Raw genomic sequence first — 23,046 nt, 5'->3', positions numbered from 1 at the left:
CGCCCACGGCCCGACCGGCCGCCCCCCAGACCTCCCGACCTGTGATTCCCTGAGAAGAGACCGGACATGACGTACGACTCCCTGGTCAACCGAGGAGACTACTTCTCGGCGCACTACCTCGCCGAGGTGCTGCCCAAGGACCTCAAGTCGGGCCTGCTGGCCACCTGGAAGCAGCGCGAGGACGAGGCGAAGGCGGAGGCCGAGCGGGCGGCCGCGGCGGGGGCCGACGGGACGTCCGAAGTCGCGCCGGGGGAACCGGACGCCGACGCTCTGCCGGTCACCCCTCGTGCGGGCCTGCGAGAGCTGCGCCGCCCCTACTTCCGGGCCCGTTCCTCCTTCGCCCTCCCCGAGGACGAGGACGGCGCGGCGGCCGCCCAGGACACCGAGGACGACTCGGCGACGTACGACTCCCCCGCCTGGCGCGAGCGGGTCCGCACCCTGAACGCGGAGGTGCTGCGCGCACTCGGCTACGACGCCAAGCCGCGCACGATGACGGTCACGCGAGCCGACCAGCCGTACGAGGTGCGGGTGGCGCACGCCGAGAAGGGCCTGGTCGCGGTCGACTGCGGCTGGGCCGCCGAACCGGACGCCGCCCTCGACCCGGAGGGCCCCGGCCGCCTCCTGGAGCCGGTACCGCTGGACGGCCGCAACACCGTACCGACGGGCTCCAAGCTCGCCTCGTTCCTCTTCGCCTGCGAGGACGCGCCCCGTTACGTGCTGCTGCTCGTCGGCGGGGTCGTCGTCCTCGCGGACCGGATGGTGTGGGGCGAGGGACGCTACCTCGCCGTCTCCCTGGACGCGGCCCTGCAACGCAACGACACCAAGGCGGGCGGCGAACTCGACACGATCGCCGCCCTGTTCGGCGCGGACTCGCTGCGCACGCCGGAGGAAGGCGGCGAGAACCCGCTCGCCGAACTCGTCGGCAAGTCCACCAAGCACGCGGTGGGCGTCTCCAGCGAACTGCGCGACGGTCTGCGGCTGAGCGTCGAGCTGATCGCGGGCGAGGTCCTGGCCCGACTGCGCGACCAGGGCGTACGCCCCGAGGACATCGGCGAACTGTCCGACCTCGGCAAGCAGTTGACCCGCGAGTCGCTCCGCTACCTCTACCGGATCCTGTTCCTACTCTACGCGGAGGCCCGCCCCGAGCTGGGCATCCTGCCCGCCGACTATCCCGAGTACCAACAGGGCTACGGCCTCGGCCGCCTCGGCGAACTGATCGCCGAACGCGACCTGGTCGACGAGAAGTCCCGGCAGGGCACGTACCTGTACGAGTCCCTGGACCTGCTCTTCCGAAAGGTGCAGGAGGGCTACCGTTCCCGCCGGACGCACGGCCCCTCGGCCCCGGAGGTGGACGGCGTCGAGGTGGACGTCAAGGCCAGCGAGGACGTGGGCCTGCGTTTCGAGCCGCTGCACTCCAAGCTGTTCGAACGGGAGTCGATCCGGCTGATCGGCCTGGGCGCGATCCCGCACCCCCATGACGACTACGACGCCGAGGACGGCCTTGAAGGCTCGGGCCGCCTCCTGGACACCCGGTTGCGGAACGCCACGCTCTACAAGGTGCTGCGCCTGCTGATGATCACGCGCGGAAAGAAGGGCGAGCGCGGCGGCTTCATCTCGTACGCCCAGCTCGGCATCAACCAGCTCGGGGCCGTGTACGAGGGCCTGATGTCGTACAACGGTTTCATCGCGGGGGACGAGGAGCTGTACGAGGTCGCGAAGAACGGCGACCCGAAGGACGGTTCCTGGCTGATCCCGAAGTCGAAGATCGACGACTACCTGCCCAATGTCTTCGTGCCCCGTCGCGACGAGGAGACCGGCGAGGACGTCCGCGTCCGCTACGCCCCAGGCTCGTTCGTCTACCGCCTCTCCGGCCGCGACCGCCAGACCTCCGCCTCGTACTACACCCCCGAGTCCCTCACCAAGGTCACGGTCCAACTGGCCCTCCAGCACCGCCTGGACCAGGACGGTACGACGACCGAGGCGCGCGAACTGCTCGACTGGAAGATCTGCGAGCCGGCGCTCGGCTCGGGCGCGTTCCTCAACGAGGCGATCAACCAGGTCGCGGCGGAGTACCTGCGCCGCCGCCAGGAGGAGCTGGGCACGCCGATCGACACGGAGAAGTACGCGATCGAGCTCCAGAAGGCCAAGGCGTACGTCGCCCTGCACAACTCCTACGGCGTCGACCTCAACGAGACGGCGGTGGAGCTGGCGGAGGTGTCACTGTGGCTGAACACCATGCACCCCGGCATGGAGGCCCCGTGGTTCGGCCTTCACCTGCGGCGCGGCAACTCGCTGATCGGCGGCCGGCGTGAGGTGTACCCGCCGGAGAAGCTGAAGAAGGCGGCCTGGCTGGGGACCACGCCGGAGCGCTTCCCGCTGACGGAGGCGGCGAACGGCCTCCCGGTGACAGTGACCGAGCGCACGAACCGGAGCGGGTCGGTACAGCGGGTCACGGAGAACGCCGTCCACCACTTCCTCCTTCCCGCGAAGGAGTGGGGCGCGGTCGCCGCTGAGAAGGAGGCGAAGGCCCTCGCCCCGGAGGCGGCTCGGACGCTGGGCAACTGGCGCAAGATGATCACGCGCACGCCAACTGCCAAGCAAGCGGAGCGACTTCAGGCGGCGGCGCGCCGAGTCGAGTTCCTGTGGGGGCTGGTCGTACGGCGCCTGGAGATCTCCGAGCGGGACATCTCGCGGCGGATCGACGTGTGGGGCGTGGAGGACGGCTGGCTACGGTCACCGGAGGTCGCGGTGCAGCGGGAGAAGGTCGTCGCCGACCTGACGGCTCCGGACACCCCGTACTGGCGGCTGAAGACGCTGATGGACGCGTGGTGCGCGCTGTGGTTCTGGCCTGTGCAGGAGGCTGGGCTGCTGGACGGTACGGCGGCGGTGTATCAGCGTGGAGCTGAGGAGCTTCCTTCGGGCGCTGTGGCGGAGGGGCTGCGGGCGGCGGACGAGTCGGGTGTTCTGATGTCCTGGGAGACGGAGGATCTGTTCGGCGAGATCACGGGCGGCGGTGAGCTGACGGCGGCCTCGGTGGAGCGCCGACGTACGGGGCGCCGCAAGGAGGCCATCGGGGGAGCCCGGAAGCGGGCGGCGGTGCCGCTGGCGGGGCTGGACGACTGGCTGGAGTTCGCGGAGGCGTTGATCGGCACGGAGGATGTGCCGGCCGACTCGCTGGTGGCGGAGTTCGGGTCGCTGGAGGAGCTTGAGCCTTATGAGGATGCGCTGCCTGATTTGATGGGCATGGAGCATTTCCAGCAGCTGGAGCTGCGGTTCCCCTGGGCTTCGGTGGCGAGGGATGTGGCGCGGGCACAGGGGTTCTTCCACTGGGAGTTGGACTTTGGGCAGGTGTTCGCCAAGGGCGGGTATGACTTGCAGGTGGGGAATCCGCCTTGGTTCCGCCCACGCTGGGAAGAATCCTCCGTTATGGCCGAGATGGAACCTTGGTTCATGCTTGAAGAAAAACCAGAGGTTGACGAGTGGCGAGAGCGCAAGAATGAAGTCCTGGCACCCAAGACTGGGACAAGGTATTTCCTGGATGAACTGGCCACGCACGCCGGTACGGTGGAAAGCCTGGGATCCCAATCCACTTATCCCCTCATCGCCGGCACACAGCCGAATCTCTATCGCTCATTCATGTGTCAAGCATGGAAGAATATTGGCACCGGTGGAATCGCCGGAATGGTTCATCCGGACACTCACTTGGACGGGACTAAAGAGGGAAGACTAAGAGCCGCCGCATATCACCATCTGCGACTGCATGCCACCTTCATCAACTCAGCCAACTGGGCATTCGAAATCGGGCGCGCCGTGGCTTTCGGAATGGACATTTACGGCGAGCTGAAACCACAAATCGATTTCTACTCTCTCAGTCAGCTGCACGGCGCACAAGTGCTCCCCGATTCCCTATCACATGACGGCTCAGGAGAAATTCCTGCACAGAAACATGCAGGAACATGGGATGTGCGGCCACACAGAACGAGGGCAGTAAGAGTCACCGACTCCCTGCTTGCACAGTGGCGGCAGCTGAGCGGCGACACAGCGATCCCCGTTGAACAAACACAGCTGCTTCATCCAATCACCACAGCTGAGCAAGGCGCCATCGCCGCACTGGCCAATTCCCAGATCCGACTAGGACACCTGTCACCGCTCATCAGCAGCGGATACCACGAGGCGACAAGCAAGCAGAACGGACTGATCCGCTACCACGTTGGATCACCAGCAAGTTGGGATGCAGTAGTCCTCCAGGGTCCCCACATCGCCGTAGCTACACCATTCGCGAAACAGCCGAATCTACCCATGCGCAATAGCAAGGATTGGAGGAGCTGGAACCTCAACACACTTCCCATTGACTCACTCCCTCGCACTACTTACACCGTCGCCTGCCCTAAGGATAAATATATCGCCGCACAAGATCGATGGAATGGACGACCTTACACGGAATATTTCCGCCTCGCTTGGCGCGCCATGATCGATCCCAAAAATACCGAGCGCAGCTTGTTCGCAGCCATAATTCCCCCAGGGTCAGCCCATGTGCATGCAGTGCATTCTTTGGCACTCCCCAGCGACCTCGACACCGTCATCAATGCAGGCTTCTGGTCTTCCCTCCCGCTAGATTATCTCCTGCGCCTGACTGGACGCTCACACCTACAGGTTGCCGAAGCCATGCGGATGCCGGCTGCCACTAGCAGCCATCCACTCACCCACGCTCTTCTGCTGCGCGCTCTGCGCCTGAATTGCTTGACTAGTACCTACGCTTCTCTTTGGCGCGATCTCTTCCATCCCACATGGCCGCACTACGAGAAGTGGGCTTATAACTGGCAAAACGGTGCACAAATCGCTCCGCTTGCCGAGAAATTGACTTCCGACTGGACACCCAGCGTCCCGCTGCGCACTGATTATGAACGTAGAGCGGCGCTTGTCGAATTGGATGCTCTTGTATCCGTATGGCTGGGAATCAGCGCCGACCAGCTCGCCGCAATCTATCGATCCCGCTACCAAGTTCTATCCGAATATGAATCGGACATGTACTTCGACAACACGGGCCGGAAGATCGCGAAGAATTACTATGCATATGGTCACGGCCAAACAAAGGAGGAATACCTGGATCTAATCGACCACTTGACTAATCCTGCAGCCGTCGCACCCCCTGACGGATACAAGGCCCCCTTCTACAAGGCGGACCGGGAGGCCGAGATGCGAGGCGCGCACGCTCACTTCCAGGCACTGCTGGATGCCGAGATTGCGGCAGGGCGGTGGACTCCGCCCGAGCCGAGGGACGACAAGCGCGAGGTGCCGGTGGATGGCTGACCCTCAGCGGCGCGTGCCGACGCCACCCTGCCGTACCCCATCCCGCCCCACACCTCCCGATAGGTTCCGTCCATGCCAGGACAGTTGCTCGAACTGCACGTGGAGAACTTCCGTAGTCTGCGGGACGTGACGATCCCGTTAGGTCCGCTGACGGTTCTCGTAGGTGCGAACGGTGTCGGTAAGTCGAACGTCCTCAAGGTCTTCGACCTGCTCGCCGACATCATCCGCACCGACCTCGAACCCGCCCTTGAAGGCCGTGGCGGGTTCGACGAGGTCGCGTTCTGGGGTGGGGCCAAGCCGCCAACGACCCTCCGGATTCGGCTCAAGGGGACATGGACGATCCACTCCAGCTCTAACGCTCCCGACGAATACGACCTCAAGGTCCGGCGCTACTCGGCCCCCAGCAACAGGGACCACGGCCGCTACCGGCTCACCCGCAGTGAGAGCTTCCAGTTCAAGCGGACCAAGGGGCGCGGCCGTCGCATCACCGTGTCGGGCGAGCGGGCCACCGTCGTCGATACTCGGTCCAGCACCAAGCTTGAGGACAGCAGCGAGTTCGGCATCCAACGGCTCAGTAGCGGTCTGTCCACTCTGCCCCGCCTTGCAAGCACGGAGGGCGGAACCGAGGTCGCGATGATGGCAGACCGGCTCTCGTCATTCCGTGTCTTCGACGTGGATGTGGACGCGGCACGTCAGCCGTCTCGCCTCGATCACCGCTATTACGGCGACCTGTCGTCCAGTGCCGACAACCTGGCCGCTTTCCTGAACTTCCTCAACGAAGACTCCGCCCTCTGGGGGCGACTTCTTGACGACGCTCGTTCCGTGCTTCCACAGCTTGAGGACATCCAGTTCGCGGCGGTCGGTGGTCGTGCCGCTCAAGTTGCTGTCCAACTGGTGGAACGCGGCTTGCGCCGGCCCACTCCTCTGGCCGACGCCTCCTACGGAACCGTACGGCTCCTCGGCCTCCTGGCTCTGCTCTACGATCCCGCGCCCCCAGCGCTCACCTGCATCGAGGAGATCGATCACGGCCTGCACCCCCAGGCCCTGAACTTGATCGTCGATCGACTGCGCGAGGCCAGCGCCCTCACACAGTTCATCGTCGCCACGCACTCTCCGGCGCTCACCGACCGGCTTCAGCCCGAGGAGATCGTGATCTGCGAGCGCGACGACGAGGGAGCCTCCCTCATCCCCGCGATCACCACCGACGAGGTGCGTGCGATCGTCGAGGAGAGTGGCGACCTGCCGCTCGGCGAACTCTGGTTCTCCGGCGTCCTCGGGGGCGACCTCACGGGGGACGAGCTGTGACGGCCAGGAGGAGAGGGCCGCAGGGACGCGGTGTCATCGTGCTCGCCGGCGAGGACTCCAATGACTGCCGGATCGTCGCCGAGATCATCAAGCAGCACCACCCGGACCTCAGCAACGCCCGGCTCGTCGAGATCAGCGACAAGACCCGACTCAAGACGGCCACCGGTCCCGAACTCGCAGCCCGCATCCGCGCGATCATCGGCAAGGCGAAGGGCCGGGCGCTCCGGGCGAAGGGCCCGCTGGTCGGCCTGGTGATTCACGAGGACCTGGACGGCTACACGGACGCGGCGTACGGACGTATACGCGCCAATGTCGCTGGAGCCCTCTCCCGCGAAAGCCCCTGCAACTCGGCACTGGCGCTTGCCGCTTGGGAGTCTGAGGCGTGGCTCCTACTCTTCCCGGACGCCTTCCCAGCCGTCCGGCCCAATTGGAAGGTTCCCGCGCCATTCCAAGGCCGCGACACCGGAACCATCAAGAGCCCCAAGGAAGAACTCAAGCGCAGGCTCGGTTCCCCGACTTTCCGGGAGAGTGACGGGCCCACGGTCGCCGAGCAGGCCCGGTCGCTAGGCGTACTGGCCTCGGGCCCGACCGGTACGAACCGCTCCTACAAGGACTTCGTTCACGAACTCGGCCAGTGGTCCGCAGACTCCGCCCCAAGTCCCTGCCGCAGGTGAGCCGTTCACAACCCCGCCGTGCAGCTCAGATGATCTGGTCTACGGCGTACCCAACGAACATCGCCCACGCGTCCGCGCCAACAGCCAGCCCCGGGCGGGCAGTGTCCTTGGAGTCCCGCACATGGACTGCCTGAGACCGGGCGGCTACCTCGACACACTGGCCACCCTCACCGCTGCTGTAGGTGCTCTTGACCCAGGTCAGTTCCGTTGCGCCCTTCATAGCTCTCCCAGCAGTCCCTCGATGAAAGCCATCGACTCTCGTGGAGTGAGAGCCTGAGCCCGGATGATCCCATACTGGGCCTCAAGCTCCCGAACGGGTGTCCGCTCGGTGTAGAGATGGCTGCTTTTCTGAACCTCTGCGTATGCGATCCGTTGCCCCACCTTGGTCTCGATCAGGGTGAACGGCCCTGCGAGTCCCGCGTGGTCCTCCCGCTGCAACGGCATGACCTGGATCTCGACGTTGCGGTTCTGCCCGGTGAGCAGGATCTGCTCAAGTTGGCCGCGATGAACCTCAGCGCCGCCGATGGGGCGGCGCAGCACAGCCTCCTCGATGACGAAGCTCATCAGCGGTGCGGGCCATCGCGAGAAGATCTCTTGCCTGAGCATCCGAGCGATCACCCTCTGCTCGATCGTCTCCTCGGCTAAGAGCGGCCGGCGCATCGCGAACACGGCCCGCGCATGCTCCTCTGTCTGCAAAAGCCCGTTGATCAAGTGTGTGTCGTAGACATGCAGCTCAACCGCCTCCGCCTCCAACCGAGCCGCATCCTGAAAAAACGCCGGGAACTGCGCCCGCGCGACCTCCTCCTTCATCTCCTGCAAGACGCCACCCGCGTCCAGTAACTCGTCCGCCACGTCGATGAACCGGGGCGACGGCACGCGCCTCCCCTGCTCGAACGCCGCGATGGTGGACGCCGAGTACCCGGTCCGCGACCCGAACTCGGCGCGTTCCAGCCCGGCTCGCAGCCGGAACCGTTTCAGCTGCCGTCCGAATACCCTGAGGATGCCGGACCCTGGTTCTGACGGCGATGAAGCCTCCGCCTCGCCGTCCGAGCCCATGCCCGCAGCCCCGGTTCCGTCCGGCTCCCGTGCCAGTTCACTCACGCGCCCGCTCACCTCCACCGCCCGTATCGACCGACGCCCACGCTAGGAAGCAGACGATCACCACACCGCCGAACCTCGAAAGTTCACCCGCACAAGTGCTCCTGCCGGTACCGGCTCAAGCCGCCGAGTGGATCGGTTCGGCTTGGTGGCGGCCATGGCGTTCCCTGCAATCGCGGCAGAGTGCACGCGGATCCCGCGAGCGGAAGGCGCGTTCACAGCCATCGCAGGTGACCAGCGGTACCGCTTGCGATGGAGACGTCAGCGTCGCCGTATGGGCAGGTCCCGCAGGCAACGGCGGTGGAAGAAGGGTGGTCAATCGGTATTCGAGGAGCCGGGCCGGATTGCGGATGGGGTCGGTCTCCGACGGGAGGCCCGCGGTGAGCGTGCGGGTGATCTGGTCCGGCGTCGCGGAACGCGCCAGCCAGGTCTCAACAGCGGGCACGAGCCGCTGAACGTCCCGTTCGGACAGCAGCAGCCGAGCATCGGCGAGACGCAGACGCGAGAGCAGTTCGGCCGCCGGTCCGCCGGGCACCACAACGGGTTCCAGTGCAGCACGCCTTGTACGAACGGAAGCCGGCTGCGAGTCAGGCCGCGAGCCCTGCGCCAGGCCCTGAACAGCCACCGGCCCCGAAGCAGGACGAGGCTCGGGAGCATCCCCGGCGGCAGGGGACGGGACTGGGGCGGCGACCGCCTCCAAGCCGCTGCCCCGCCCAGAGGCTCGTACGAACGCCCCGGGATGATCGAGAAAGAACGTACGCGTGGCGATGCGGCCACCCCCGAGCGGCACCCGGCGGCGGACGAGATACCCGGCCGCCTCCAATTCCCGCAACGCCCGGCCGATCGTCACCTCGCCCTCCGGGAAGCGCAGGGTCAGCGCCTTGATGGTGACCGAGGCGCCATCCGGCAGGGACTGGATGTGGACGCCGATACCGATCGCCGTGGCGGAGAGGCGGGGGTGCTGGGCGAGGTGGTTGCCGACGACGGTGTAGCGCTCGGTGTGGCGGTGCCGTACGTGGAGAACTCCGGCGCGGGGCGCGTCCGGGGGGAGTTCCGGAGGCGCGGGCAACGAGTGCTCGGGCGACGGGTACGCGGGCAGGGCCGCGTTAGACTGCGGATCAGCCATCGGGAAGCCACTATCTTCCTGGTTGGTCAGGCCCTCGCCGGGATTGCCGTCCTGCCGGGGGCCGTTCTCTGTTTGCGGTTGTGTGCGGCGACCGTACCTCACCCGCCCGACTCGCTGACGGTCCCATCACTCGAACGAGTGGCGCCCCAACTCGCGCACGCTCAGGCCGGGTTCGGTGGGTTTGGTTGTTTCCCCAAGGGCTTTGAAGAACATCGCGCACGACCGAGTCACGGGATCCCGCGTCCCGGTACCGAGCTGGGCGGACAGCCGACCACAGGGCCTCCCGACTGCCCCTGGACGTCCCGTCATCCCTGTGAGGAGGGAACTGCGAGGCATTAGGGACCCCGTCCGCAAGGAGGCTTCCCAGGCGGCTTCGGGGAGGCGCGGGAGCGGTTCCCGCGCCGCCGGGTGTACCCATGCCTGGCACCAGCCGGTCCGGAATCAGCTGGTGGATTCGGGCTGGGCCGCGACGTGTCGAGCCGTAGACTTCGGCGGCGAACGCCGACGACGTCCGGCCGTTGCGCGCTCTTGGGGGAGGAACCACATGCAGGACCTTTCGGACTCGATGGAGATCGCCGAGCCTGAGGAGAACGACCGGGGCAAAACCGCCGACTCTCCTGCTGTGGACGATCCGACACCCGACTCGGACAACGACCCGACGGCGGAATCGACGGTCCTGGTGGAGGTGCTTCCAGGGGTTACTGTCGTCTGCGGTGAGGTTCCGGCGGAACTCAAGCCCGATCTGATCGACTTCGGGATCGTGCCGGCTGCCGACCGCAGCCAGATATCCGCGATCCTCGCCTCGATCGGGAACACGGCGACCGTGGCCGGCAACCTCGGAAACGCATTCGCCAGCGTGCAGGGGCTCTACAGACTCGGCGCCGAGACACAGGCCTGGCTGAATGCCGGCGCGACGCTCGCCGTCAAGGATGGCGCGAACCTCGGAGCGGTGCTCCTCCGCAGTGGTGGTCGGGTCCGCATCGTGCATGCGGCCCGCTTCAAGGCTGTGACTTCGGTACCCAGGGCACAGAGCGCGGCCTCTATCGGGCCGGCACTGGCCATGGTCGGCCTTCAGATGCAGCTGAACGAGGTCACAGGCCTTGTCAGGACCAACATCGCGCTGACACGCCAGGTACTCGCAGCCATCCGCAACGAGCAGTGGACCGAACTGACAGGGCTCGTCACCACCATCGATCGCGCGGTCGACCAGGCGCGGGAGGTCGAATCGGTCCCCACCTCCTTGTGGGACAACGTCGCGGGTAGTGAGGCGTCGCTGCGTAAGCAGCTTGAGCTGTACCGGCTGAACGTCCGTGGTCACGTCGGACAGATCGATGGGGCCGACCCGAGTCGCCGCCGTGAGTATCTCCAGACGAACGCCGAGGCAATCGTCTTCGACGCCAACGCCCTCCTGTCGTCCGTCAAGGCATGGACCGGGTATCAGGCGCTCCGCGCCGGGAGGGCGAGAGCCGCTGGACGCGAAGACGCTGACGAGGCACGGCTCGTCGATGTCATCGCGCGCGACACCCGTGCGGAGTTCGACTCCGCTCTCGCCGAGACGACGAGCCTCATATACGCGCTGACGCGAGAGCTGCGGATCATCGCCGAGCTTCCAGGACCCGACGCATGGCCGCTTCCGGGGAAGCGGAAGGACGTAAAGGCAGCCCGCGACATCTCCGCCCGTCTTCTGGAGGCGATCGCGCCGCTTGCCGACGCTCTCCATCCGCCGGCCCCTCCGCTCGAGGTTCCGGACGTCGTCTGCGCACCCGCATCGCTGGATTCCAAGCCGTACCTCCGCATCCTGCAATGGTTCCTCGAGGACGGTGAGACCGTACGTGTCCTCGGCTTCCCCGACCAGCTCGATGCCGTCGGTCCGATTTCCGCGATCCTCGGCGGGGCGAAGGAGAAGCTGGCGGCGGCGAGGGACAAGACCGCGGCGAAGACACTGGTCGCCGTCACGGATCGCCGCATCTTCACGGCCAGGACGAACGCGTTCCTCGAGCAAGGCGAGATCCGTCAGGTCATCCCGATCGACCACGTGCGATACGTCCGAGCAGCGACGACACAGGACAAGAACGCGCGCTTGGCCATCGACCTCATCACGCGCGACGAGAACATCCGGTGGCTCTTCCACGCTGACATCGACAACGCTCAAGTGGACGCGCTCGCCGCCGTGCTCGCCGAGTCGATGACGATCCCCGACGTCGAACGCGATGAACTGCAACGGCGGCGCCACGTCCCCATCGAGGCAGGCGAGAAGGACGAGAACACTGACACGAGATCTACGGAATCGACTGGGGCCGAGGCCGTTCCCCGCGATGCCGAGTAAGCCTCGACCCAATCGGCGGTGGTCGTGGTTGTCTGCGGCGCCCGGCTCGTCGAACGGCTCGTCCGGCGGTGGTGACTGGGGCGGTTGCCGCCACTCCCGCTGGTGCTGATGTACGGCCGCCGCGCAGACCTCCAGGTCCGAGGGTGCCGCCGGTAAGCGATCGGCTACTGTACGGACACGTTCGAGCTCTGTTGGGCACGCGTCTACGGAGGGGCACATCTTGGTCGGCAGCGCTCCGGTGCCGGAGCCGGAACAGTCGTCGGATACCACGTCCACCGATCACGCGGTGCCCCCGCCGGACGAGGTGGCGGTCGAGTTCACCGATACCGGACGCAGTACCGGCATCGAGGTCGAGGACATCGGCGAAGCCGGCCGGATGCCGTTCGACCCGGAACTGATCGAGGTCCATCCTCGCAACCCCACCGTCGACCTCGTCATCCAGCGGCTGAAGCGCGGACTGATCGACCTCCAGCCCGACTTCCAGCGGAAGTCCGGCATCTGGAACGAGAGGGCTCAGAGCCGACTGATCGAGTCTTTGCTGCTGCGCATCGCGTTGCCCACGCTGTACGTGGCGGAGGAGGACGACGAGTCCTGGTCCGTGGTCGACGGGGTGCAGCGCCTCACCACGATCGTCCGCTTCGTCAAGCCCGAGGCCGCAGGCCTGGAGCCACTGCGGCTGGGAGACCTGGAATACCTGACTCAATACGAGGACAGCCGCTTCGAGGATCTGCCGGGACGGATGCAGACCCGCATTCTGGAGACGGAGCTCTCCGTCCTGCTCATCCGGCGGGGCACGCCGGAGGAAGCCAGGTTCAACATCTTCGCGCGGATCAACACGGGTGGTCAGCCGCTCACGCGGCAGGAGCTGCGGCATGCTCTGATTCCCGGCCCCGCGCGCGCGTTTCTGGCCAAGCTGGCGGAGAGCTCCTTTTTCCTCGATGCGACCGGGCACAGTGTCAACCCCGCGCGCATGGCTGAGCGTGAACTCTGTTTGCGTTTCCTGGCGTTCACCATGACTCCGCCGGAGCGATACGTCACGCAGGACTTCGACGGATTTCTCCGCGATGCCATGCACACCCTCAACGGCCTTCCGGATGACGCGCTGACGGATCTGGAAAGGCGCTTCTACCTCGCGATGCTGGAGTGCGGGGAAATCTTCGGGTACCGCGCCTTCCGCAAGCAGTTCAGCGGTGTCAGCCGCCGCTATCCGATCAACAAGGCCCTGTTCGAGGTGCAGGCAGTGAACGTGTCGATGTGCACCCCCGAAGAGGTCAGGATCCTGCGCGAGCGAGCGCCGATGGTGGAGAAGAAGTTCCACGAGCTGATGAACGACCCGTTCTTCTTCGACTCCATCTCCTCCGGCACCGGCGACGCCGACAAGGTCAACTACCGCTTCCAGTCCATGAAAGAGCTGTTCCGCGAGGTGTTGGAGAACACGGATGCTTGAGTCGCTCACCCTCACCAACTTCAAGGCATTCGCCCTCCAAGAGCTGCGCCTTGCCCCCTTCACCCTGCTGACCGGACTCAACTCGTCGGGGAAGAGCTCCGTACTCCAGGCCCTCGCTCTGTTGCGGCAGTCGCACGAGTCGGGCGACCTCGCCCCCGTAGGCGACCGGGATGCCGGGCTGCTCCTCAACGACGAGTTGGTGCAACTCGGCACGGGGCAGGACGTACGGCACGAGTCGTACGACGACACCGGCCCGCACATCGCGCTCGCTCTGCGGGGCGACGGAGCGGCGGCGCAGTGGACCGCGCTCTACGAGCTGGAGGCCGACCACCTCAAGCTGCTCCAGGACGGCCACGGGGAGAGCATCGAGGCGTTCAGCGAACCGGCGGAAGTGCTGCCCACCCTGTTCGGTCCCGGCTTCCAGTACCTCAAGGCCGACCGCGTCTCCCCACAGGTCAGTTATCCCCGATCGCACCACGCCGTCACCACGCGGGGCTTCCTGGGCCCGCACGGCGAACACACCGTCAACTACCTGCGCATCCACCAGGACGAGCCCGTCGCAGCAGGGCCGCTGATCCTCACGGACGCCTCCTCCACCAGCCTCCTCGGGCAGACCCAGGCATGGATGCAGAAACTGTGCCCGGGGGTGACCCTGAAGGCGGAGGACATCGCCGGCACGGACGCGGTCCGGCTCAGCTACAGCTTCGGCTCCGGTGCTTTCGCCTCCAACCGCTATCGGCCGACCAACGTCGGATTCGGGCTCACGTACGTGCTACCGATCGTCGTCGCCTGTCTGTCGGCCAAGCCCGGCTCGCTGATCCTGCTGGAGAACCCGGAGGCGCACCTGCATCCGCAGGGCCAGACCTGGATGGCGTACCTGGCGAGCGCGGCGGCGGCGAGTGGGGCGCAGATCGTGATGGAGACACACAGCGACCACGTATTGAACGGGCTGCGGCTCCGTGTCAAGCAGGGACTGCTGAATACCGACGCGACCGCCGTGCACTACTTCCGTCGCAAGGATCAGACCTCGGAGGTCGTCAGCCCGGTCATCGGGCCGGACGGGCGGCTCTCCGAGTGGCCGCAGGGTTTCTTCGACGAGTGGGAGAACTCCCTCGACCAGTTGCTCGACTGAGCGGGAGCACGGAGTCATCGAAGTGCCCCGGGGGGCGGGGCCATCGGCGCGGAACAAGAATGGGGTGGGGCGTGCCGCTGCAGGTGTTTCTCAATGAACTGTCCTGTGCGTCCGAGTGCGGGGCGGACGAGGTCGCGGAGGGCATGCGAACCTTCGTGGCGGTGCTGAAAGAATTACGGCGTTGGCGGGCCATCAGTCTCGCGACGCAGAGCCCCCTCGACCAGGCGGAACTCGCGCGGGGCTATTACTACGCACAGTGGCGCAATGATGCCCGCAACCGAGACGAGCATCGATTCATCCAGCGGATGCGCGACCGCTGCACCACCTTCACCGCGGCTCTCCACGAGGCGGCGTCTCCCCACCACGATGGCCTGTGGCACCGCCACAACGGGCTGGACGTGCAGGGACTCGGCGCGGCCCGGCTGGCGAAGGGAATGGCCGTGAGTCTGCCGCTCGCCCCGCACTGGGACACGCCCTGGCTGGAACTGGACATCGAGGAGCTGTCGGAGGACCCCGAAACCGGTGAGCCCGTGGCGAAGGCGTTCTCGAAACAGGTGCGCCATGCCTCGCGCCTGGCCCACCTCGATGAACACGAGGCGTGGGGGCGCCTCAGCGGCCTGGACCATGTGACCTCCGGCGCGGAACTGTGGTCGGGCCGCGCCGACTTCTTCCCGAACCTCCAGTTCCTCCCTCATGTGCAGGACCATCTGGAGAACCTCGACCCGACATGGTTCAAGGGCGCACGCCAGCTGCTGAGACAGCTTCAAGCCACTGCGGCCCAGTGGGATCCCGACTCCCCCACCGGCCCGCACTGGGAAGCTCCGAACATCAGAGGAGAGCACGAGAACGCCCGCAGCGAACGCATGTGGGACGACAACGGCAAGGAGGAGTGTTTCCAACTCCACGGGAACCTCAACCGCAACGCCGGCCGCATCTACTTCCGGCTCGTCCACGAGGAGAAGACGATCCGTATCGCCCACATCGGGCACCACCTCTGACATGGACAGCTCGGCCCCCCTCCACCAGCAAAAGCGCAGGTGACATGACTGATTCCACCGCCGGTCCCGCAGAGGCGCAGTCCCGCGCCCGCTATCTCCTGGACGGACGGCGGGTTACCCTCGCCGATCTGCTCAGCGCCGGGCTGCTCGCGGCGGGCGAGCGCTTGACGTTCGTGCGGCCCCGGATGGGCGAGAAGCACGACGCCACGGTCACGTCCCGGGGATGGATCCGACTGGCGGACGGGGAGGAGTTCCGCTCGCCGTCCAAGGCGGCCATGGTCGCCGTCGGGTACGGGTCGTTCGACGGGTGGGAGGCGTGGCAGGTGGACGACGGCAGATTCCTGATGCAGTTGCGCCAGGAGCTGCTGGACCGGGCCGCCGAGGAAGCCGACCCCACGGAACCGGAGGAGCAGCGACAGACATCGCTGTCACCCAGCGAGCGGCACGCCCGGCTGAAGAAGGCCCGTGAGTCGGCCGAGGCAGGAAGTCCGTTCCCCCTCTCCGTGCAGGAGCTGCTGGGCTGGTGGGGCGCGACAGGACGAGGACTTGTCAACGAGCAGATCGAGGCCGAACTCGCCAACCACAGCCTCATCACCTCGCCCGAGTTCGACAAGGTCCCCCTGACCGCCACGGTGCACCTGGTCAAGGCCGCGGAAGAAGACCCCGAGGACATTCCTCTCACTGGGTCTCCGGCGACCGTCACCGTTCCGGCCGGTACGTCGGAAGAACAGGAATCACGCGAGACCGGGCTGACCGTCGGCACCCTGCCGTCCGCACTCGGCGGTGTCGTCAGCGTCAAACCGACGGCCACCTTCGAGGAGGTCATCACGCTGATGGTTCTCCACGACTTCTCCCAACTGCCCGTCCTCGCCGGTCCGCACAACCTGCGGGGAACCGTCTCGTGGAAATCCATAGCCCGCGCCCGGCACGCCGATCCCGGCGCCCACCTCTCCCAGGCCATCGTGGACGCGCGGGACGTCCGCTACGACCACGACCTGATCGACGTCCTCCCCACACTGGCCGAGCACGACTTCGTCCTCGTCAGGGACCAGCGAAACGCCATCGCCGGCATCGTCACCGCCGCCGACGTGGCCCAGGCTTACGGCGATCTGGCCGGACACTTCCTCCTGATCGGGGAGATGGACCGCAGGCTGCGACAGGTCATCGTGGGGGCCTTCACCCTGCCCGAGGTCACGAAGCTCTGCGACCCGAAGAGCGAGCGCATCGCCTCCTTCGGCGACATGACCGTCGGTGACTACCAACGCGTACTGGAGAACCCCGAGCTGTGGGAACAACTCGGATGGCCGCTCGACCGCAAGGTGTTCATCGCGCGGCTTGAGGAGATCCGCAGGATCCGCAACAACGTCATGCACTTCAACAGCAGCGATCCCCTGCCGAAAGGGGACGTGGACAAGATCCGCAACCTCAACAAGTTGCTGAGGGAGTACGGGGAGTAGATCCAAAGGCTCACTGCCGCACACCTCCGCGTACACGAAACACACCGTCGCCTACGGCGCCTCGCTGTGTGCGCGTCGGGCCTGGGCACATCAGGTTGCGCCCGGCAGCGTAAGCGCCATGAACAGCGAGCACGCACCCACCTCTACAGCTACGACCGCAACGCGGGCGACAGAATTGGGCACCACGACGGACGAGTTCACGATGCGCTTCAGCTCGACTCCGCGTGGCGCCCGCCTCGCCCGCCGCCTGGTCGCGGACCGGCTCGACGCATGGGGCCATCCCCACACGTCCACCACCAACGAAACACTGACCCTCATCACGGCAGAGTTGACCGCCAACGCGGTATGCCACGGTTACGTGCCCGGACGGGACTTCGAGGTGCGGCTCATCGCCGGAGAGAGGACTGTTCGGATCGAGGTGTCCGACACTCGCGCGGAACGCGTACCGCCCCTGTCTCTCGACGAACCGCCCGGCGACGCCGAGTCCGGCCGGGGCCTGCTGCTGGTCGCAGCGCTGGCCGACGCCTGGGGGACGACGCCACGCGTGAACGCACCCGGAAAGACAGTATGGGCTGAGCTAGCGTTTTTCTGACTTGGTGTCACCTACTGCACAGGGCGCCGTCCCCGACTCGGCAGGCTTCATCCATATCTGGCTCGCCGGGATCTTCACCGGACTCTCGGCCGACCGGCCCCAGAGCACCGCGTCGTCTCCCGATATTCCGAAGGACAGGTACGGAGTGCGCGGATTCAGGGGAGGGCCCTCGCCCGACAACCGGTCGAGCTCGACTATGGGTTTCACACACGTCCATGCCGGTTCGACCCCGAAATAGGACGGCGGTTCCTCACCCCGCTCGGCCGCCGCAACCGTCCGGTTCACGGCGGCCTTGGCCGATTGGAGAGCCTGCACCGTCGCGCCGCCGAGCATCAGCAGAAGGACGGACACGTAGAGGACGATGTTGAAGCCGTCTCCCGGAGCGGCGTATCCGTGGTGTCGGTGCCGAGCGAAGCCCCACCAGGCGGGCAGCACCATCACCAGGCTGAACATCATGAGCAGCTTCACCCCGGCCAGCACCTGCCAGATGGGCGGTACGGCGAGGTCGTCCGGAGAGAGGCTCAGCCCGTCGGCGTACAAGGCATGGAGGACGGAGCCGGCGGCGACGAACGAGGAGATGGCCAGGGTCGCCACCAAGGGCACCACCCAGGCGACCCACTCGCCCCAGGTCCACTGTCGAACGAGAAGCCTCAGGCCGGCTATGACACCGATCACGGTCGCGGTGACCACGATCTGTTCCGGTGTCCAGCCCGTCCCCTCGCTGTCGAAGACACCCAGGCCCATGGCGGTGAAGAGCACCACGAGCAGCAGGGCAAGCCCGACATCTGCAGGCCTGCTCTTTCGGTACAGCTCCGACCCCGCGCGTACGGTTCGAGACACGCCGAGGCATGCCACAAGGACCCAGATCCACTGGGCAAGGCCGATGGCACCGGAAGCGAAGACGAGTGCCGCGGCCGGCAGTAGCGCCCAGAACACCAAGCGGAACAGTCGGCGTTCGAACTCCTCCTCCCGCCAGTACCTCACGGAATCCCGCCAGCGGCCGTCGAGCGGCCTGACAGCCACAGCCGCGGGTGCTGCACGGCCAAAGCGCTCGGCGCGTGCCAATCGCAAGGCTTGGCGCGGCGTACCGGAGACGATGCCGTCAATGTCGTACCTGCCCAGCAGCACGGCCCTGCGCAGTAAAAGTCGTCTCCACCTCGGATGCCCGCCGGGGTGCCTGTGGTCCGTGCTGAAGACGCGCCAGTTCGAGAGCACTTCGCGGTCACGCTGCAGCGGCTCGGCACGACGGACGTACGCTTCGACTCTGGCCGCGCGCATGACCTTGCGCAGCCGGTCGGCAGCCCCACGGTCGCACCCCTTCGCCGCGCCGAACAGGCGGACTTCGACTTCGTACACGCGCGCCCCAGGGTCCTGTTCCAGCGCTGCGGCCAAAGGCCCTTCGCCTTCGGAATGGAACCCACGAACGGGCCAGCCGTGCGCGTCGAAGCGCCTCTCGGCCTCCTGCCATTCGTCAGGACCGCCACAAACCTCGACGAAGGCTCGTACGCGTTGGTCGTAGCGCGGGCGCGTCATGGCGGTCGGTCTCCGGGATGCGTGGGGATGGAATACGAGGGCGGCTGACGCCACCGGTCCCGGAGTTCGCTCAGGCGATCGGGTCCGAGTGGCTGTTCCTTTCCGTTCTCGCACCAGGCCGGTGCGGTAACTGGGCCCCTTTTACAGCGGGCCGACATACTCGGCGATCAACCGGCCGCAGTCAGTGAGCAGAGGAGCGGTCGCAGGGCTCAGGAAGATACCCACGGCCAACAGCGCGACGCCCAGTGCGGCGTGGAAGAAGCAACTCAGCGCTATCGATCCGTCATCCTTCGGCCAGGCATAAGCCAGCCGAGCGAAAAGGATGAGCAGAGAGACTGCGGCGACAGCGAGGATCCCCGCAGCCACTGGGAACAGGACGCTCCACACCACCGCCACACCGGGTTCCCGCGAGTACACCGCCCGTATGGCCGCGCCAGCCATGGGCATGGGCAGGCCGGCCGCACCGAAGAACACGCGCCCGAGATAGCGCCGGACAAGTCCTAGACGAACTGTCGGCGCGAGGCGCTGCGACCCGGTGCGCGCCGCTTGTGATCCCGAACCCCCGGTAGACGACTTCGGGGAACCGACCGGCAACGCGGTTTCGGGACCTGTGTCGGCGAGGTTCTGGCTGGGCCGGGGCTCCGGCACAACCTCACCGCTGACGACTCCGTTGCCACCAGACGGCGCCTCACCTCGACCAAAGTCACTGGCCAGTGTGCGCAACTCGGCTCGGATGAGCCTTAGTTCGTCGTCAGCCGAGGCCAAGACGTCCTCAAAGGTACGCTCGTCGTCCGGCTGTCCCCACAAGGGTGTCGGCTGCCGCCTCTCTGCTTCTGCTTCATAGCGCGTCCTGGCTACGAGGGCTTCCAGGCGTTCACGCTCTCGCTCGGCCTCCCTCTTCTTCTCCTGGGCTCGAATGACACGCAACTCCGCGTCCCGCAGCTTCTCCTGGACCTCTCGCAGTGCCTCACGACGACCTTCGGCCCGCGCCCTCCGTGCCTCTTCCGCCAACTCCACACATCTCTTGCGGAAATGCTCCACCGCAAGCGCCAGCGCTTCAATGACGCGCTGAGCATGTTGCTGGGCAGCCTGGGTGGTGACGCGGCGGTCGATCTGCGCGGACCCGATCGGGCCCGGTGCGGTCCCGACATGCACGCTGAAGTGAGTCACGGTCTGGTCGCGGCCTGCTTGGTACACGCCACCGTGGTCCGACGCCGTTCCGGAAAGGTGGATCTCACCGGCCAGAGGGTCAGGTGACTTGTCCATACATCGTCATCGGTAGTTGTTCACGGTCTGGTCGCGTACGGACTGGTAGACCTGCCCGCTTCCCTCGGCGTGGGCCTTGAGGTGCACTCCTCCGCTGATTGTCTGGCCGCTCGGTTCTGCGGCCAGCTCCCGCAGCAGGGAGTCCAGTTCAGCTGCCGCATCCGGATGCTGGGCGAGCAGGGCCCCGAGTCGAAGCTGCCATTCACTCTCCACGCCGACCGGTTCCCCGCCGTCCAGGAGGGTTGCACGTGACCTGGACAGCAGTCCATCGATCTCCTCCGCCGCCTCTGGCCGGAAACGCCGCCACAGCGTCGTGACCCCACGCCTGGTCTGTTCCCACGCATCGGTGGCCAGCAAGGCAACCACAGTCGTACCTGCGGTTCCGGCAAGCGCTAGCACGTTCGGGTCCACGCAATCCCCCTCGACGTGGTGGATTCGATCCGGCTCCACCGCCCACGCCCTGCAGGAACGGAACGGGATTCGGAATCCTATCCCAACTGCTGGTTGCTGCAAGGGAGATAGGGCCGCCACCGCCGTGACCTGCGGATGCGTGCTACCCGGGGAGTCGCGGCGCCGACAGAAGCCCCTGTGCCGCATTCAACCAGTGTTCCCACGTAGGGCATTCGTCACGAACGTCATGTGCTGGACGTTCCCCACCCGGTTCCACGTGGAGTGGTTGCCGGTACTGACGGAGCCTGCGATCCGGTCGCGCAACCACCTCTCCCCCGCTCCCGCGTCCACGCCTCGGAAATCCGCGAGGCTGGTGAGGCGGCGCGCGGCCTCCCGGTTGGCATCGTCGTACTGCCTGCCGTGCGGCACCTTGGACAGGTGGTAGGAGCGGGCGGTTGTGTAGCGGAGGATGCCCCACGGCGGTCCTCCGCCGCGCGCGGGCGGGGTCTGGGAGACATACGTGGCGGGATGGATCCCGTAGTCGCCGTAGCGCAGTTGGGGCAGGTAGGAGCGTTCGCTGTGCCAAATCTCGTGCCAGGTCTCCCAGTCCGTGCGCGGGGCCTCGTACGGAACCCCTTCCCGGAAGTCGTCGGGCGGTTCGGGGAATCCGCCCGCCACGACGGTCATGGTGTGCCAGGAGGTGAGCTGGATCAGGGTGTCCAGGGCGCGCAGGGCTTCCTTGGCGGCGTCGGGGCGGTCGGGCAGGACGGTGGCGAGGTCGAGGAACAGGTCGGCGGGGTGACCCGTGGGCAGGCGGTCGAGCAGCGCGGCCACGTCCGAGGCCGTGCGGTCGTTCCAGTCGCCGGGGAGCCGTACGCGGATACCGAGTCCGTCCTCACGGTGTCGGGCCGCGGCGAGGGCGAGTGACTGCTGGGCGTCGGGCCGCCCGGGGCCGGTGACCGGCCGCAGATTGCGGTGGTCCCACCAGTCGGGGGTAAGGACGTCGGCCAGGACCGCTGCTTCCTCCTCGTCGGCGAAGGGGGCGTCCAGCCACCCGGCGCCGAGGCGCTGGGCGGTGGCGATGTCGCCGGCCTCCTTGGCGATGCGCTCGGCCAGTGGTTTCGGCAGCACGCCGGGGCGGGGCGGCAGTGTCCACAACGGAGCGACCTGACGCTGTACGTCCGGCGCCAGCGTGCGGTAGGCGGCTGCCGCGTGGGGCCGGGTCGGCAGGACGGGGACGTACGGCGGTACGGACATGGCGTTCCCCCTTGGCGCTGCCCGTGCTCGGTTCTTCCTTCGCTCTCCTGCGTTCTGCGCGCTCTCCCGCGCTTCCCTCGTCTTCCTTCAGGGTGAAACCAGTAAGGAAAGCCCGAAAGGGCGCCAATCAGCCACAGTTCGGGCGAAGGGCAGGGCTGTCACCGGCTCTTCCGGGCGGGAACGGTCCGCTGGTGTACCCGTCCCGTCACAGACTGTCCGACCTGCCCTATACGGTTGATCCGCACCACACGGGGCGCCCGCTGCCACAGGAGCGCCCTGGGATCCGCAGACGTAAGGGGAGCGTCGTGAAACCCACTCTGGCCGCCGCGCAGCTGCGGGGCAGTCTGACGCAGTACCTCACGACGACCTACGCGCTGGCCGACGACGACACCCGGCGAGCGCTGGAGCGGTTCCTGGGGGATCCGGAATCGGGGATCTTCCGGGGGCCGTATCTGCGGATCAGGACGCCGTTCCACAAGGCGGACGACGGGTGGGAGCGCCATCTGGAGTGGCGGCCCGGGTTCACGCCGTGGCGGCATCAGGCCAAGGCGTGGCAGCGGCTCAGCACGCTGGGCGGCAGGGAGGCCGAGCCGACGCTCGTGACGACCGGCACGGGCTCCGGCAAGACCGAGTCGTTCCTCGTTCCGGTGCTCGACCACTGCCGGCGGCAGAAGGCTCTCGGGCGACGTGGCGTGAAGGCCGTGCTGCTGTATCCGATGAACGCGCTCGCCACCGATCAGGCGGGCCGCATCAGCGACTACCTGACCGCGCCCGACCTCGCCCAGGTGACCGCGGGGCTCTACATCGGCGACCGGCCGGACACCGACTTCCGGCGGGTCATGACACGGCGCGAGGAGATGCGCGTCTCCCCGCCGGACGTACTGATCACCAACTACAAGATGCTGGACCTGCTCCTGCAGCGCGGTGAGGACCGGGCGCTGTGGGAGGGCGCCGACGTCGCGTACGTGGTGCTGGACGAGTTCCACACCTACGACGGCGCACAGGGCACCGACGTGGCCATGCTGCTGCGCCGGCTGGCGACGGCGGTCGGCGCCAGCCGGCGGGACCGGCCGCTCGGGCGGATCTGCCCCGTGGCGACCTCCGCGACGCTCGGGGCGGGCCGGGCGGCGTACGC

At 66.8% G+C, this 23,046-nt stretch carries 17 protein-coding genes; 10 read left to right on the top strand and 7 right to left on the bottom strand.

What is annotated here, in order from left to right; all coding sequences use genetic code 11:
• Nucleotides 1–66: 66 nt before the first annotated feature.
• The 3 genes from BZL64_RS21140 (at nt 67) to BZL64_RS21130 (ending at nt 7,289) form a co-directional block, all read left to right on the top strand.
• On the top strand, nt 67–5,310 hold the full coding sequence (locus BZL64_RS21140; RefSeq protein WP_086770767.1) for a restriction endonuclease: 5,244 nt from the start codon (nt 67–69) through the stop codon (nt 5,308–5,310).
• Between the two features lie 72 nt (nt 5,311–5,382).
• Complete coding sequence (locus BZL64_RS21135) at nt 5,383–6,615, top strand: AAA family ATPase (RefSeq protein WP_086770766.1); 1,233 nt, start codon at nt 5,383–5,385, stop codon at nt 6,613–6,615.
• A gap of 38 nt (nt 6,616–6,653) precedes the next feature.
• On the top strand, nt 6,654–7,289 hold the full coding sequence (locus tag BZL64_RS21130) for a hypothetical protein (protein WP_086770765.1): 636 nt from the start codon (nt 6,654–6,656) through the stop codon (nt 7,287–7,289).
• 25 nt (nt 7,290–7,314) lie between these two features.
• Here the strand turns inward: BZL64_RS21130 and BZL64_RS21125 are convergent, their stop codons facing one another.
• The 3 genes from BZL64_RS21125 to BZL64_RS21115 form a co-directional block, all read right to left on the bottom strand.
• The gene (locus BZL64_RS21125; RefSeq protein WP_086770764.1) at nt 7,315–7,509 is read right to left on the bottom strand and encodes a DUF397 domain-containing protein; all 195 of its coding nucleotides are present in this window, start codon (nt 7,507–7,509) and stop codon (nt 7,315–7,317) included.
• Nucleotides 7,506–8,345, bottom strand: a complete 840-nt coding sequence (locus BZL64_RS21120) for a helix-turn-helix domain-containing protein (RefSeq protein WP_086770763.1) — start codon at nt 8,343–8,345, stop codon at nt 7,506–7,508. Before BZL64_RS21120 ends, BZL64_RS21125 begins: the two co-directional genes overlap by 4 nt.
• A 160-nt stretch (nt 8,346–8,505) precedes the next feature.
• Nucleotides 8,506–9,513, bottom strand: a complete 1,008-nt coding sequence (locus tag BZL64_RS21115; RefSeq protein ID WP_086770762.1) for a hypothetical protein — start codon at nt 9,511–9,513, stop codon at nt 8,506–8,508.
• 544 nt (nt 9,514–10,057) lie between these two features.
• Here BZL64_RS21115 and BZL64_RS21105 point away from each other — a divergent pair.
• From BZL64_RS21105 to BZL64_RS21080, 6 genes are all read left to right on the top strand, one after another.
• Nucleotides 10,058–11,839, top strand: coding sequence for a hypothetical protein (locus BZL64_RS21105; RefSeq protein WP_086770761.1), 1,782 nt, complete (start codon nt 10,058–10,060; stop codon nt 11,837–11,839).
• Between the two features lie 220 nt (nt 11,840–12,059).
• Nucleotides 12,060–13,286 (top strand): DUF262 domain-containing protein, encoded by a 1,227-nt coding sequence (locus BZL64_RS21100; RefSeq protein ID WP_086770760.1) that lies wholly within the window; start codon nt 12,060–12,062, stop codon nt 13,284–13,286.
• Nucleotides 13,279–14,418 (top strand): AAA family ATPase, encoded by a 1,140-nt coding sequence (locus tag BZL64_RS21095; RefSeq protein ID WP_086770759.1) that lies wholly within the window; start codon nt 13,279–13,281, stop codon nt 14,416–14,418. Before BZL64_RS21100 ends, BZL64_RS21095 begins: the two co-directional genes overlap by 8 nt.
• A gap of 143 nt (nt 14,419–14,561) precedes the next feature.
• The gene (locus tag BZL64_RS21090) at nt 14,562–15,416 is read left to right on the top strand and encodes a hypothetical protein (RefSeq protein WP_143663258.1); all 855 of its coding nucleotides are present in this window, start codon (nt 14,562–14,564) and stop codon (nt 15,414–15,416) included.
• A 44-nt stretch (nt 15,417–15,460) separates the two neighbouring features.
• Complete coding sequence (locus BZL64_RS21085; protein WP_086770757.1) at nt 15,461–16,873, top strand: restriction system modified-DNA reader domain-containing protein; 1,413 nt, start codon at nt 15,461–15,463, stop codon at nt 16,871–16,873.
• Nucleotides 16,874–16,991: 118 nt separating this feature from the next.
• Nucleotides 16,992–17,465, top strand: coding sequence for an ATP-binding protein (locus BZL64_RS21080; protein ID WP_244205427.1), 474 nt, complete (start codon nt 16,992–16,994; stop codon nt 17,463–17,465).
• On the opposite strand, the gene BZL64_RS21075 is transcribed toward BZL64_RS21080, so the two are convergent.
• The 4 genes from BZL64_RS21075 to BZL64_RS21060 all read right to left on the bottom strand — a co-directional run bounded on the left by BZL64_RS21075 (nt 17,451) and on the right by BZL64_RS21060 (nt 21,911).
• On the bottom strand, nt 17,451–18,998 hold the full coding sequence (locus tag BZL64_RS21075) for a hypothetical protein (protein WP_086770756.1): 1,548 nt from the start codon (nt 18,996–18,998) through the stop codon (nt 17,451–17,453). The genes BZL64_RS21080 and BZL64_RS21075 overlap by 15 nt on opposite strands.
• A gap of 141 nt (nt 18,999–19,139) precedes the next feature.
• Nucleotides 19,140–20,264, bottom strand: coding sequence for a hypothetical protein (locus tag BZL64_RS21070; protein WP_086770755.1), 1,125 nt, complete (start codon nt 20,262–20,264; stop codon nt 19,140–19,142).
• Between the two features lie 6 nt (nt 20,265–20,270).
• Nucleotides 20,271–20,675 carry a hypothetical protein gene (locus BZL64_RS21065; protein ID WP_244205426.1) on the bottom strand — a complete coding sequence of 135 codons (405 nt, stop codon included), beginning with the start codon at nt 20,673–20,675 and terminating at the stop codon, nt 20,271–20,273.
• Between the two features lie 186 nt (nt 20,676–20,861).
• Nucleotides 20,862–21,911: a beta family protein gene (locus BZL64_RS21060; protein ID WP_086770754.1), complete on the bottom strand. Its 1,050-nt coding sequence runs from the start codon at nt 21,909–21,911 to the stop codon at nt 20,862–20,864.
• A gap of 305 nt (nt 21,912–22,216) precedes the next feature.
• Between BZL64_RS21060 and BZL64_RS21055 the strand changes: the two genes are divergently transcribed.
• The coding region (locus BZL64_RS21055) for a DEAD/DEAH box helicase (protein ID WP_143663256.1) at nt 22,217–23,046 on the top strand (830 nt) is incomplete at its 3' end.

Origin of the sequence: Streptomyces bobili, assembly GCF_002154575.1 — a bacterium.
GTDB lineage: Bacteria > Actinomycetota > Actinomycetes > Streptomycetales > Streptomycetaceae > Streptomyces > Streptomyces bobili.
This window is presented reverse-complemented; position numbering and strand designations above follow the sequence as displayed.